Genomic DNA, 12719 nt, shown 5'->3' on the forward strand with positions numbered 1-12719 from the left:
TATCATATGGTATCACAAGAATTCAAAGCATCCGTAGCAGATAAAAATCTGCTACGGACAAGGATTATGCTCAAGGATTCCTTTGTGGTCGATCCGACCCTCGCCCAGTTCGATGAAATGCTTTCTTACGCAAGCGGTCATCTCCCGGATCTATTTACCCAGTTTGATGGCGAATATCTTGAAAATGACATATCCAAGTGGAATCGAGATGTAATGAATGAAGAATTAGTACGGTTGGTCACTAATTTTTCTAAGACACGGATCGATCACTTGAAAAAAGTTGTCTCCAAAGTTCTGGAAACTGAAGCGGCAAAAATACGGAAAAAGAGGACAGAGCAATCTACCCGTCCGCTGTCTTCATCACGATCCGCCTCGCCATCGATTAACAGAGGAGTATCTCCTCAAGCCAAAGAAGCGCGTCAAAAGGCATTGAGGGTACTCCAAAATGAAGGTGGTATAATTCAGGATATTATGGTCGAGGTCAGTTCACGACGCACTTGGAAAGCAACTAATGTTGACGATATGGAACGTGCTGCAAGAGAAATTCTTAAAGCGGCAAAAGTTTATAAGGATAATAGACAGGAGGCTCGTCATGGCTATAACGAATGAATTTATGGAAGCGGTCCAATCCGGTAAAATGATGCGTGTCCGCATCATGCTGAAGGATAGTCTGTTAGTAGACCCTACCGCGGCACAGTTCGATGAAATGGAACGCTACGCCACCGAAAAGATGGGAAACATCTATACAGACCACGATGGAGAAGTTCTAAACTTTGATGTTTCTTCTTGGAATGAAGATTATCTCAATCAGCAAATGGTCACTGTTGTAAATTGCTTTTCTAAAGAACGAATCGACTTGCTGAAGAGTATGGTACGTTTTCTTTACAAAGAAAAGGCAAATAAAATTCGTACTGAGACAAATCATACTCCATATCAAAGCCACATCACTCAGAAGCAGATCGGAGTGGGCGTCACCGCCGTGGGCGCCGTATCAGCAGTTGCAGGTATCTGCACTTCTCATGCCGTTTTGACTATTGGTGGTGTTATTGTTGCAGCCGCCGGTATCGCGCTGATTGTCAGCGATAAGGGGGATGCATAATGGAGAATCTTCCAGAGAACGTACATAATAGCCCGTCTGTCCCCACTCCATCATATACAAATATTGCCGATGGCTATCAAGCAGCCTTAAAAGTCGTCGATGATGTGGTTCTAAAGAATTATGTTTCAGAACTTTCCAACATGGAAATCGTTCCATTGAGCAAGAGCGTACTGGAATCAAATATACGAGACAATGTTCGCTTTTTCAAAATCACAGAAATGGTTTATGAAAAAGACGAATTGGCTACTTACAAATTTGCAAGCGTATTCAACGCATTGTCCATTACTGATAGTGCGGTTTTCATCATCATAGATAGTGATGGTGTCAAAACAGATTTCTATATGGGTGTTCGATCTCTGGACGAATATAGAACCATAAGTTCCCTGAAAAACACCGTAGAAAACGCAATGAAGGGTCAATTCCCCGGCATAAAAACTTTTGACGATTATACTGTCGAGGATATGGAAGCAATACTTGACAAAATCAAAGCCAAGAGTATTTCTGCCGTTTCTTGCGTTGCTAACAATAAGGCGCATGATGGTGCCACAAACCAAAACTTCGTACAGGGACTTGAAAAACTGGTGTTGTCCATGCAGGGTGAAAAATACACCGGGATCATCATTGCAAATAGTACCACACAAGCCCAACTGAGAGAACTGAGAAAGGGCTATGAAGCTGTTTATACGCAATTATCTGCGTTTGCAAGCACCCAAGTCAACTATGTAAGCAATAATGCCTCTAACTATTCCATGGCAGAGACCAAGGGAAACAGCAGTGCCAAAACACATACTGATAACTGGTCCGAATCGAAAACTCAGTCAGAGACAAGCGGTTCATCTACATCCCATTCTGTATCCAGTGAAAACGTTGCTGGCAAAACGATCAAGGGAGTTGCAGCTGCCGCATCCATCCTTGGTGCAGCTCTTGCCATACCAACAGGTGGTCTAAGTAGTTTGGCGGTTGGTGGCGTTGTTTCTGGCGGACTCGGAATGTTAAGTTCTGCAATCAGTAAAACTGTATCTGATTCTACTTCTACAAACGAATCCGTTACAAATAGCTTTTCAACAGTCAAAGGTTCCAGTGATGGAACTACCGATACCGTAAATTACGGGATTTCTAAGACAGAGGGCTATACCAAAGGGATCTCTGAGGGCATGACGCTGACGCTCCATGACAAATCCATTGAAGATACGCTTGAAAGAATCAATAAACAACTAAAGCGTATTGATGAATTTGAGAGTTTGGGCATGTATGAGTGTGCGGCATACTTCCTCTCTGATGATCAGTACGCCGCCGAAGTGGCTGCATCGACATATAAGGCATTGATGCGTGGTGAGAACTCCGGCGTAGAAATCGCTGCAATCAATTCCTGGGGCGAGTACCAAAAAGATAAAACTCAGTTAATTGGGCAGTATGTAAAGAATTTCATTCACCCTGTTTTTCGCTATAATGGAGTCGCTGGAGAAATCGAAGTAACACCTTGTTCTTTGGTCAGTGGCAATGAGTTGGCAATTCACATGGGATTGCCAAGACATTCTGTTTGTGGTCTGCCTGTTATTGAACATACTGATTTTGGAAAAGAGATTGTAACCTACGATAGAACGAAACAATCTTCCGCCATTAACCTTGGCAATATTTTCAATATGGGTAACGTATGCAACAACAAGGTATCGTTGAACCTAAACAGCCTTGCAATGCACACATTTATTACAGGATCTACCGGTTCTGGTAAGAGTAACACAGTATATGAAATCGTTCGTCAACTTGATAACTCTGGTATAAACTATCTGATTATCGAGCCGGCAAAAGGCGAATATAAGAATGTATTTGGAAATTCGCCTGATGTCCGAGTTCTGGGAACCAACCCGCAGTTTACAGACTTGCTTCGGATTAACCCATTTAAATTTCCTAAAGGCATCCACATTCTTGAACATATTGACCGTCTTGTTGAAATTTTTAATGTGTGCTGGTCAATGTACGCTGCGATGCCCGCTGTCCTGAAGGATGCCATTCTTCAGGCATACCAATCCTGCGGATGGGAACTCTCAGATTCTACTAACCAATATTCGGATAACTTGTTCCCTACTTTTGGCGACCTGCTCACAGAACTTGTAGATGTAATTCAGCACTCTGCATATTCAGAAGAAGTGAAAAGCAACTATACCGGCTCTCTCGTAACAAGAATTAAGTCACTCACCAACGGACTAAATGGACAGATTTTCGCAGCAAACGAAGTTGATAATACTGAACTGTTTGATGGAAAAGTGATCATAGATATTAGTCGTGTAGGTTCTACTGAAACGAAGTCTCTTATTATGGGAATCCTAATTATGAGGCTAAGTGAGCATAGAATGTCTACTTGTAACGACATGAATATTCCATTGCATCATGTCACGGTTCTTGAAGAAGCACATAACATTCTTAAAAGGACATCCACTGAACAAAACCCCGAAGGATCCAATATTGCTGGCAAATCTGTTGAAATGCTTTCCAATGCTATTGCAGAGATGAGGACTTACGGCGAGGGATTTATTATTGCAGATCAGTCACCGAGTGCTGTAGATATTTCTGCAATCAGAAACACTAACACCAAAATCATAATGCGACTTCCTGACGAGCAGGATCGTAGACTCGCTGGCAAATCCGCAGGTCTTAGAGACAATCAGTTAGATGAAATCGCTAAGCTGCCGAAGGGGGTTGCAGTGGTCTACCAGAATGACTGGCTTGAACCAGTTCTCTGTAAGATAGGAAAATTCCGTGGAGAGGAACATCGTTATCAGAGAGAAGCCCAAAACTGCACCACTTTCTCTTGTAACAGAGCAACGGCGCTTATTCAGAACCTGCTAAATAAGACCGCTGGCGAAAGACTCGACATGAATCTCAGCGAATTGTCTGCATGGATAATCGGCATGGATATTCCGTCTCACACGAAAATCTCTGCACTTAAAGCCCTTAGACTCAATGGCTCGTGTACCTTAGGTGATATCAGCCCTGTAATATACGATTTAATCTACTCCCCTTCTGTTGAAAAGGAGGCTGAAGAAGCAGATTCTATCGAAGAATGGAAGAATGTGCTGGTATATGCAAATAATTCTGCGCTGGCTGACTTGAATGAACAAGATCAAAATGTTGCTGTTGAGTGTATCTTGCGTGAGCAAATTGAACGCTTTGGCAAACCATCAGAATATTTGGATACGTGGCGGAAATTTCTCAAGAGAGAGGTGATGTGATGAATCCCTTTGAAATTAAAGAAGTCCAAGAATTGACAAAGGCATCAAATGAAGTAAATAATAAAACGAAAGCCTTTGAAAACAGCAGCAAAGAAGTGAAATCGCCTTGTCATATTCCAACTATTAACGAAGGATTGGAGGGGCAAACATACCCTGGTACAGATGTCACATATCGAAAACATACATTTATGCTTAATGGCGAAAAAGTAGAAGGTATTTTTCCTGTATTTGATAGCAAATTCGATACCCGCTTGCCAAAGGAATTGAGAAATGCATCTGATACAGAGCAGTTCAAATACTGCACACAACAGTTGGCAAAGAGAATCGAACAAGATCCTGAATTGGCAAAACAATTTACACCTCGCCAGTTGGAACAAATAAAAAATGGCGAACCTCGAGTTTCTGGATTAACCTGGCATCACAATGAGATTCCTGGTAAAATGCAACTCGTAGATGCAAACGATCACAGTGTCTGTCGTCATACTGGAGGACGAAGCATTTGGGGCGGCGGCTCAGATTGTAGATAGGAGGATAAATATGAATATCCAATGGAAATATAAAATTGAATTAGCAGACGCAAATGTATTTACCGAAATTGAAAACGAACGTCATATTTCTTTTCCAAACGAGTTGAAAGAACTTATCATTGAAGCAAACGCAGCAACTCCAGAAAAATATAATTTTATGGTGGGAAGCGTTGAAAAAGTCCTTGGCGCTATACTTTCTTTCAATCGTAACGAATCTGATACGGATTCTGCTTTTGTAGCTTTAAGTGTTATTTCTGACACCAATCTGGTGCCTTTTGGAATTGACCCATTTGGCAATTATATCTGCTATTCCTTGAAAGATAAATCCGTCGTGTTTTGGGATCACGAGACAAATGATATTTCTGTTGTAAGCAGTACCCTTTCTGCATTCCTTGAATCTCTATACTAAACAGAAAAACAACCTCGATTTCACTCTGATAGCTGAGTGACAGGTCGTGTTTCTTGGGAGAATTATTTGGCGCTTTTCTATGCACATGGCAAATGAAACTCTGAGGTAAAATCGGCAATAATCAACGAACATCATAATAAATCAAGAATGATAAAGGAGTTGATTTATTTATGATGAATCAAGACGAGTTCAGAGAAGCTGTCATCAATATGCGCCACTCCCCTGCTTCATTGGAACGGCGCGGAGAATGCTGGAGCGAAGAGGATAAGGGAAAGCTATCTGAAATGTTTTTCGATAACGTGGGAATTACAGAGATGGCCGTAATCCTTCAACGCTCGGAAACTGCTATCATGCAGCAGATTGAAAAACAAGATCTGTATGACCGTAAGTTGTATCCGACTCGGCAAAGGAACAATTCTGTGCCTTCCAAATGCTTATGTGAAGTCTGCGTGGCTGATTCAGCGTTGTGTCCCCTCCGCAGTGGTGGCTGCTGCTGTCAGGAGGGAGAATAAATGCTGGAAGAGTATCAGGAGATTCTCACCGTAGATGAGGCTTGCGAAATCCTTAGAATCGGATACAACGCCATGTATGAACTGCTGAGCACCGGCAAGCTCAAAGCGTACCGGAATGGCAGGGTATGGCGGATTCCAAAGGTTGCCGTGCAGGACTTCATTCTGCGGCAAATCAATTCGCAAAGTTAATGAAATGGACGCAGGGACGTTCCCTGCGTCCATTCTTTATTCCCATTTATCCGCCAGAAGAAAATCCCTAATATTCCGGTGCTTAATCCCATTGCGGCTCATGTCGAACTCATCCAGAGACACAACATATTTAGGGTAGTTATCTCTGATGTTATCGTAAACGCCAAACTCCCGATTGATTGTTTCCTCTGAGGCCAGCAGATAGGTCACTTGCACATAGAGCTTTTCGCCGTGTTTATCGCAAACAAAATCAACTTCTTTGTCTCCATATTTTCCAACCGTTACTGTGTAGCCCCGGCGCAGCAGTTCCAGATACACGATATTTTCCAAAATGAGATTGATGTCCCGCATATTGCCGCCAAAAACAGCTTCGCGGATGCCATGATCGGCAATATAATACTTCTCATTAGAAGCAAGGATCTGCTTGCCCTGTAAGTCCTGTCTCTTTACCTGATAGAATAGAAACGCATCACAGCAGTATTTGATATAGTTCAGGATCGTTTCCGGGGCAACGGTACGCTGCTCATTTTTGAAAAATTTGGACAGCGATGTAGCAGAAAAGGTTGTCCCCACATTCGCCATCACATAGGCCAAAATCCGCCCCAACAAATCAACATCCCGTACCTTATTGCGCTGGACAATATCCTTGAGTTGCACGGAATTGAACACATCTGTTAAATATTGACGGGACGGTTCCTCTGCATAGCGGAGATTTGCGAGATATGGCATTCCTCCAGAAAGCAGGTACTTTTGAAAACACTGTTGGATTGATGCCTGTGGTGCGATTGGTCGATACAGTTCCAGAAATTCAGCAAAGGAAAACGGGTAGATTACAAACTCTACATACCGTCCACCCAAGTAGGTTGCCAGTTCACCGGATAGCAGTTTGGCATTGGAACCTGTGATATAGATGTCACAATCCAGCGCAACGCGCAGAGAGTTAATGCACTTTTCCCAGTCCTTAACCTCTTGGATTTCATCAAAGAACAAATAGACTTTGCCTTGAATTGTTTCGGCACGGTGCAATATTTCCTCATGCAGCACCTGAGCGTTGCACAGATACGCATAGCGCATATCTTCAAAATTGATTGAAATAAACTGCGCTGAATCAATTCCAGACTCTACCAATTCCTCTTTTATTAAATCCAGCATGACAGACTTTCCACTGCGTCGGATACCAGTCATCACCTTAATCAATTCACCGCCAATAAATGGCCGGATACGGCTCATGTAGAGTTCTCGTTTGATCATTGGGTATACCTCCCTTCTGTATTGTCTTAATTTTAGCACAATACAAATGAAAATTCAATTGAATTATAGCTTTTTATAAGATATAACTTATAAATCAAAAAATGAGGTGTTTTATAAATTATACAGAGAGATTCTATGCTACTCAGTTATAATAGATAGGGATGCTTCTACCATCTGGCAGGCAGCTTTGAATATGGTATTTATATGATAAATATATAGAATTTTTCCGCAAAAGTCGCTCTCCTGTTGCAAAACTGACCGAATTGACAACAAAATGGATGTGCCAAAGTCCGGTCTTACCAAAGTGGATGCCGAAAATAACTTGAAAATCAATGGCAAAATAGCCGCAAACTTCGTAAGCCAATGGCATCAACTCACCCGCGCTTTTGATCCGCTCAGATTCCCAAGGATTGAAGGCAAGGATGAAATGCAGGAGCTGGCAACCATCTTCTTTAAGCCAAAGCTTCTTCACCAGTTTCATCTGCTCCGCTGCATGAGCAGGATCAACAGAGAGGCCCCCGATCGTATGGGATTTTGGATAAATGTACTTGTGTACCAGGCAATCAAGAGCATCAGAGTTTACATAGCTTTCGGGGACTATCTTAAGGCATGGCATAGTCCATTAAGCTCCTTTCTAATCTCATTTTTGGTAGTCATATCGGTAATCAGTTCAAGTTCTGTTTGAATATTGCATATATGAGTCATCGCTGTTCTTAACTCGCCTATATTGGTTGTATTGCATCCAATAATTGCATTGTTTATAAATTCACTTTTACTGATGCCTTTATTAACCGCATCAATCACTTTCTTATTTGCTTCATCATTTAGTCTTACACTGATTTTTCTGTCCGCTTTTTCTTTCTTCATTTCTTATCCTCCTTGTTGCTGACAGCAAGAGAGGAATTTGTCGGACAATCCGTTTCCTCTCTTTACTACACTGTTAATTTATTTGTATCTAATTATATAGCTCTGTTTTCCATTGTAGTTTACCTAATCTTGCATTCATCATTTTATTGACAATATTTTTTCTTTCGCCGCTTCATAAACAGCCTTGCTAATCTCGCCCTTTTGGTAGAGCCGTTGATTAACGTGAAGCAGAAGCGCTACTCTTTGATTACGGTCAAGTGCTATTCTTTCATGGGTTTCCATTAAATGGGGCGCCCCCTCGACTATCGATTCGCCGCATCATGTGCGTGCGTTATCGACCTGTTGATGGGGATGTACAAATTTACAAAAGCCACGTGTTTCGGTTTTTTTACACTATCTAAAAAGTCCAACTGCCCACTGATTTTATTATGTTCCCACTTAGCTATTCATATATTTCTATCTACTTTTACATTTTTTATGGTACACTTATATTTATGGTACACGCTTTGGGGAGGATATTTTATGGATAACCGGCAGTCGCTTACCAACCGTTTTTTCTCTGTGATGGACGATCTACATGCCTTTTACAAACAGCCTGAAAAGAACTTCGTTTCAATTATGACCCCGCAGCAAGCCTTTGAACTTGCAGTAAATTTATGGACAACTTTTTGTAATGCACGCGATAACTATTTGACCCTCTGCCAAGTCAGTTTTTGCCCTCCAGCACTCGAATATCCTTTTTTATTTTTTTACCGTCATCCTTCCAATGGCAGCATTCATACCGTCTACTCATATCCCTATGAATTGTCAAAAAAAAGCAACCTACTTAGTCTAAAAGGATTTCGATATTTTCTTATAAATGTCTGCAATCTTCCTTATATAGACTGCCCTGAATTTAGGCAACTCTTTTATGCCCTACACTCTTTGATTGAAAAATACCCCTACGATAGCACTACTACCATCATGAATCAGCTTAAAATGTATGCACCGCGTATTGCAGCTAATTTAGAAAAACCGAACTTTTTTACGTTATCTACCGAAAAGAACCTTTATTTTTTTAATGAGCTAAATGAATTTCAATCTGTACTGGAACTGGCGTCTTTGACGGTATTGTTTGAATCTGCAAGTCTTATTCCAACGAAACTTCTGAAGAAGTACTTTTCTGATTTAATGCGGCGCTACAAAGCAAATCCAGACAGTGCATTTCAAATTCACACAGTAAAACCAGAGGAGGTTATCCCATCTAATACCCTGAATTTTCAATCTAAATGCCATTACACTCTGCATTCCATTTATTATGACCCGCATTCAGACCGCTTCAAGCAGGTGGATTCATATAATTCTTACGCCGCTGTTGGTTATCAGGCAAAACGCCTCCCATCTTCTGTCCTCGATGAAACCTGTCGAGTTTCACCCTCCATCACTGCTTTTCTGAATATACTTTGCGGGAACAACTTATCTCTGGTAGACCAGTTTTGCAGTTTTCTAACCGAAGCCGCGCTAACGGATGGTATACGTTTTTTTGTGCTGTACGCCAAAGCGCACAAAGCAGCACTACAGTCTTTCCTTTCTGAAACACTTAGTTTCACAGCATCCCATATCAGCTTCAAACCCTATGCTAAATCCAAACAGCGCATTTGTCCCACATTAAATCAAATCACAAAGCCCACGCATCTGCATTCTCTATTCCTTGCTCAGAGCACTGGAAAATGTACAGTCCTTGTGGACGACGTTCTTCCCTCTAATGGTAATTTACCAACACTTCAGAATCTGATTGATGGCAAGCACATCTCCATCAAATCCGATTTTGCTCCGCTGCAACACTACAATAACCGGCTGTGCATCGTATGTGTTACAGATAAAAGCAGTACGATGGAATATCTTCATAAAAAAGAACTAAAGGCTCATATACTTGACTTCTCCCTTACGGAGTCAGCCGCCTCCCAACCTATAGAGCTTAATTCTACCGATGCGACTTGGATTTATAATACATTGATCCCCTATGGTCTGAAACTTAAGACACTCAAAGACCAGAAAATCTCTGATCCCGCCCCCTTTGATGTGCAGCGGACGCCTCCCCCATTAGCAGAAACCGCGTGTATTCGCGCTTTCTTCCAACTCTGCCAGAAGCAGAATGACTGCTGTTGTGACACGCACGAAGTCTATCAAAGCTACTGCCAGTTTCTTGCAGTCACGCAGAATGGCCGAAAAACTGAATTCAGCAAAATTCAGTTCAACAAAAAATTCAGAGAAATTTCCAAGTCTAAGTTCATTTACAAACGCCCTCACCGCTCGCGCAAAGGGCCATCCCCATATTGTTACATAGGGTTGAAACTGCCGGAAACCTTCCCACAATCAGAGGCTGCACCATCAGCTCCGCAAGAGGATTGTCTTATGCGGTACTTAAAACATATCGAAAAGTACCAGCTTACCGGACAAATGAAAACTACGCTCGACATTCCTCCATCAAAAAAATAAAGGGCCGCAAAGCGGCCCTTATTTCAGCGTGTCGAAAAAGTCTTTTCTCCCCGCTGAACAAGTTTTCAGAACTTCATAAAAGTTCTGAAAACTAAGGATTTCAATGGCGCAGGACACCCTTCTTGGGTTTCCCGCGCACACCCTTCCTTACCGTTGCGGAGGATTTACCACTTTATCGACAGTCTCAAATAAGGGCCGCAAAGCGGCCCTTATTTTTCTCTTTATAATCACTTTCGTAGGCGGTATTACCGCTATATCAAATTATATCAAAACGCATCCGACAAAAGGAAATCTGCCACATGCATGGTTTGGATTCCCTCATAATTGCCGCCGGCAAAGTCATCTGTCCGAAGCACATACTTAGGGTAATTATCCCGAATGTCCAGTAGGCGATCATACTCCCGGCGCTCGGTTCTTTCGGTGGAGATTCGCTCCGTGACCTGCACATACAGCTTTTCGTTCTGCCGGGTAGCCACGAAGTCGATTTCACCATCATTCGTCTTACCGATATTCACCGCGTACCCCCGGCGGCACAGCTCCAGATAAACTACATTCTCCAAGCTTGCGGCCACTGTGTCCGGATTGTAGCCCAAGACGCTGTAGCGCAGAGCAGTATCTGCCAGATAGAATTTTTCCTGCGTTTTCAGCAGTTCCTTGCCTTGTAAATCATACCGGGAACAGCGATGGAGCAAATAGGCTTTCTCCAGCTTCTCAAGGTAGCTGTATACGGTTTCATTGTCCAGTGTGCGGTGCTCCGCCTTCAAATAGTCCGAAATGGATTTGGCAGAGAAGGTATTCCCTACATTGTTGAAAGTGTATTTCACCACTCGCTCCAACTGGTCAATCTTGCGAACCTGATTACGCTTTACAATGTCAGAGAAAATGGTGGAGTTATAAATGTCACGGACAATAGTGTAAATCTCGTCCTGAGAGTAGTTCTGCAAATGGGTCGCTGGAAAGCCGCCAAGGCGGATATAGTCCGCTAACTCCTGCCGGGGATTTCCAACCTCGGCATACTGTCGCTTGAATTTAAGGTACTCCGCAAATGACAGGGTGAAAATGCGGAATGCCACATATCGGCCGGTCAGGTAAGTGGAGATCTCCGAGGACATCATTCTGGAATTGGAGCCGGTCACATACAAATCTACATCAAAATCCGATTGCAGGGAGTTGACCACCTTTTCCCAGTCCTTGAGCTCCTGTACCTCGTCCAGAAAGAAATAGGTTTTTCCGTTAGGGCTGAGGCGGCCTTTTAACTCCGCATACATCTGCCTTGCGGTCATATCCTCATATTCCATGGAATCAAAGCGGTAGCTGACGATCTGCTCTGTCGGCACACCACGCTCCCGCAGCTTATCCATGATCATCTTCAAAATCGTGGATTTTCCGCAGCGGCGCACACCAGTCAGAATCTTCACGAAGGGCGCATCCGTGTAGGCCATGATTTTTTCCGTATAAGTCGGTCTGTCAATCATTCGACCACCTCCATTTGGCTACATCATATCGCGCAAAAATATAATAGTCAATAATTTTGCGATTTATAATCGCAAAATTATTCAAGTCAAGCCAAAATGGCGAAAATTTCCCCTTCACTACAAAATCATCAGTTTAAAAGCAATTTTGAGTGTATGAGTGGGTAAATGGTGTTCCCTTTTCCATGACGCTACACAAGCAGGAATGCAGAGCTGACCGGGCGATCCGCGCCATGCAAAGTCTAAGTGAAGCCGCGCAGCAGAATGGCACGGCGGATATGTCGCTGGATGAAATCAATGCTGAAATTGCAGCGTCCCGGGCTGGCCATGCGTCAAGAAATGCTCAAAATGGAGCGTAGCCATAATACTATGTTGTGCTTGATAGAAGTGCAGTGATTTCCGCTCTGTTTAACCTTTCCTCTATTCCACGTTTGAGCAAATAAAAAAGACGCTACAGCTTCTATAGGATTTCGGGGCAAACTTTTTGTTACTTTCGGCAGTTGCGTATTTTATCAAAAGTATGTTATTTTAAAAAAGACATATTTCCTGCAACTGACGGGCAAGGTGGATTGCAAACCACCGGGGAGCAGGGAGTTTCGTAATCAGATGCAGGGTAACTGCATCTCTATGCCGACCGTCTGGGCAGTGTCGCAAATTATGCGATGCTGTCCTTTTTTGTTACCCA

Annotated in this window: 13 protein-coding genes and 1 riboswitch; of the genes, 8 read left to right on the forward strand and 5 right to left on the reverse strand. The window is 42.7% G+C overall.

The features are described 5' to 3' along the window. Positions 1–6: 6 nt before the first annotated feature. From PY311_RS04910 to PY311_RS04940, 7 genes are all read left to right on the forward strand, one after another. On the forward strand, positions 7–609 hold the full coding sequence (locus tag PY311_RS04910; protein WP_286147547.1) for a hypothetical protein: 603 nt from the start codon (positions 7–9) through the stop codon (positions 607–609). Further along, positions 593–1099, forward strand: a complete 507-nt coding sequence (locus PY311_RS04915; protein ID WP_286147548.1) for a hypothetical protein — start codon at positions 593–595, stop codon at positions 1097–1099. The genes PY311_RS04910 and PY311_RS04915 overlap by 17 nt, the downstream gene beginning before the upstream one ends. Continuing rightward, positions 1099–4329: an ATP-binding protein gene (locus PY311_RS04920; protein ID WP_286147549.1), complete on the forward strand. Its 3231-nt coding sequence runs from the start codon at positions 1099–1101 to the stop codon at positions 4327–4329. The genes PY311_RS04915 and PY311_RS04920 overlap by 1 nt, the downstream gene beginning before the upstream one ends. After that, a complete protein-coding gene (locus PY311_RS04925; RefSeq protein WP_286147550.1) occupies positions 4329–4856 on the forward strand; it encodes an HNH endonuclease in 528 nt (175 codons plus the stop codon). Before PY311_RS04920 ends, PY311_RS04925 begins: the two co-directional genes overlap by 1 nt. 10 nt (positions 4857–4866) lie before the next feature. Beyond that, a complete protein-coding gene (locus PY311_RS04930) occupies positions 4867–5265 on the forward strand; it encodes an SMI1/KNR4 family protein (protein WP_286147551.1) in 399 nt (132 codons plus the stop codon). Between the two features lie 170 nt (positions 5266–5435). Continuing rightward, positions 5436–5777 carry a hypothetical protein gene (locus PY311_RS04935; RefSeq protein ID WP_286147552.1) on the forward strand — a complete coding sequence of 114 codons (342 nt, stop codon included), beginning with the start codon at positions 5436–5438 and terminating at the stop codon, positions 5775–5777. Then, complete coding sequence (locus tag PY311_RS04940; protein WP_286147553.1) at positions 5778–5966, forward strand: helix-turn-helix domain-containing protein; 189 nt, start codon at positions 5778–5780, stop codon at positions 5964–5966. It begins immediately after the preceding gene. 36 nt (positions 5967–6002) lie between these two features. Here PY311_RS04940 and PY311_RS04945 read toward each other — a convergent pair whose 3' ends face one another. The 4 genes from PY311_RS04945 to PY311_RS04960 form a co-directional block, all read right to left on the reverse strand. Beyond that, positions 6003–7217, reverse strand: coding sequence for an ATP-binding protein (locus tag PY311_RS04945; RefSeq protein ID WP_286147555.1), 1215 nt, complete (start codon positions 7215–7217; stop codon positions 6003–6005). A gap of 142 nt (positions 7218–7359) precedes the next feature. Continuing rightward, the gene (locus PY311_RS04950; protein ID WP_286147556.1) at positions 7360–7833 is read right to left on the reverse strand and encodes a relaxase/mobilization nuclease domain-containing protein; all 474 of its coding nucleotides are present in this window, start codon (positions 7831–7833) and stop codon (positions 7360–7362) included. Continuing rightward, positions 7815–8084 (reverse strand): hypothetical protein, encoded by a 270-nt coding sequence (locus PY311_RS04955; protein WP_286147557.1) that lies wholly within the window; start codon positions 8082–8084, stop codon positions 7815–7817. The genes PY311_RS04950 and PY311_RS04955 overlap by 19 nt, the downstream gene beginning before the upstream one ends. 138 nt (positions 8085–8222) lie before the next feature. Beyond that, positions 8223–8366, reverse strand: a complete 144-nt coding sequence (locus PY311_RS04960) for a hypothetical protein (RefSeq protein ID WP_286147558.1) — start codon at positions 8364–8366, stop codon at positions 8223–8225. A gap of 240 nt (positions 8367–8606) precedes the next feature. Between PY311_RS04960 and PY311_RS04965 the strand changes: the two genes are divergently transcribed. Next, positions 8607–10562 (forward strand): hypothetical protein, encoded by a 1956-nt coding sequence (locus PY311_RS04965; RefSeq protein ID WP_286147559.1) that lies wholly within the window; start codon positions 8607–8609, stop codon positions 10560–10562. A gap of 266 nt (positions 10563–10828) precedes the next feature. Here the strand turns inward: PY311_RS04965 and PY311_RS04970 are convergent, their stop codons facing one another. Then, entirely contained in the window at positions 10829–12037 is a 1209-nt protein-coding gene (locus PY311_RS04970) for an ATP-binding protein (protein ID WP_286147561.1), read from the reverse strand. A 535-nt stretch (positions 12038–12572) separates the two neighbouring features. Further along, positions 12573–12685: riboswitch (ZMP/ZTP riboswitch) on the forward strand. Positions 12686–12719: the final 34 nt, after the last annotated feature.

The organism is Neopoerus faecalis, assembly GCF_029218125.1.
In the GTDB taxonomy this organism is placed as follows: Bacteria; Bacillota; Clostridia; order Oscillospirales; family Oscillospiraceae; genus Oscillibacter; species Oscillibacter faecalis_A.

What these genes read in the sequence shown, in the direction of transcription:
- PY311_RS04910 (WP_286147547.1), top strand. Translation starts at nt 7, where the DNA reads ATGGTATCACAAGAATTCAAAGCATCCGTAGCAGATAAAAATCTGCTA.
- PY311_RS04915 (WP_286147548.1), top strand. Translation starts at nt 593, where the DNA reads ATGGCTATAACGAATGAATTTATGGAAGCGGTCCAATCCGGTAAAATG.
- PY311_RS04920 (WP_286147549.1), top strand. Translation starts at nt 1,099, where the DNA reads ATGGAGAATCTTCCAGAGAACGTACATAATAGCCCGTCTGTCCCCACT.
- PY311_RS04925 (WP_286147550.1), top strand. Translation starts at nt 4,329, where the DNA reads ATGAATCCCTTTGAAATTAAAGAAGTCCAAGAATTGACAAAGGCATCA.
- PY311_RS04930 (WP_286147551.1), top strand. Translation starts at nt 4,867, where the DNA reads ATGAATATCCAATGGAAATATAAAATTGAATTAGCAGACGCAAATGTA.
- PY311_RS04935 (WP_286147552.1), top strand. Translation starts at nt 5,436, where the DNA reads ATGATGAATCAAGACGAGTTCAGAGAAGCTGTCATCAATATGCGCCAC.
- PY311_RS04940 (WP_286147553.1), top strand. Translation starts at nt 5,778, where the DNA reads ATGCTGGAAGAGTATCAGGAGATTCTCACCGTAGATGAGGCTTGCGAA.
- PY311_RS04945 (WP_286147555.1), bottom strand. Translation starts at nt 7,217, where the DNA reads ATGATCAAACGAGAACTCTACATGAGCCGTATCCGGCCATTTATTGGC.
- PY311_RS04950 (WP_286147556.1), bottom strand. Translation starts at nt 7,833, where the DNA reads ATGCCATGCCTTAAGATAGTCCCCGAAAGCTATGTAAACTCTGATGCT.
- PY311_RS04955 (WP_286147557.1), bottom strand. Translation starts at nt 8,084, where the DNA reads ATGAAGAAAGAAAAAGCGGACAGAAAAATCAGTGTAAGACTAAATGAT.
- PY311_RS04960 (WP_286147558.1), bottom strand. Translation starts at nt 8,366, where the DNA reads ATGGAAACCCATGAAAGAATAGCACTTGACCGTAATCAAAGAGTAGCG.
- PY311_RS04965 (WP_286147559.1), top strand. Translation starts at nt 8,607, where the DNA reads ATGGATAACCGGCAGTCGCTTACCAACCGTTTTTTCTCTGTGATGGAC.
- PY311_RS04970 (WP_286147561.1), bottom strand. Translation starts at nt 12,037, where the DNA reads ATGATTGACAGACCGACTTATACGGAAAAAATCATGGCCTACACGGAT.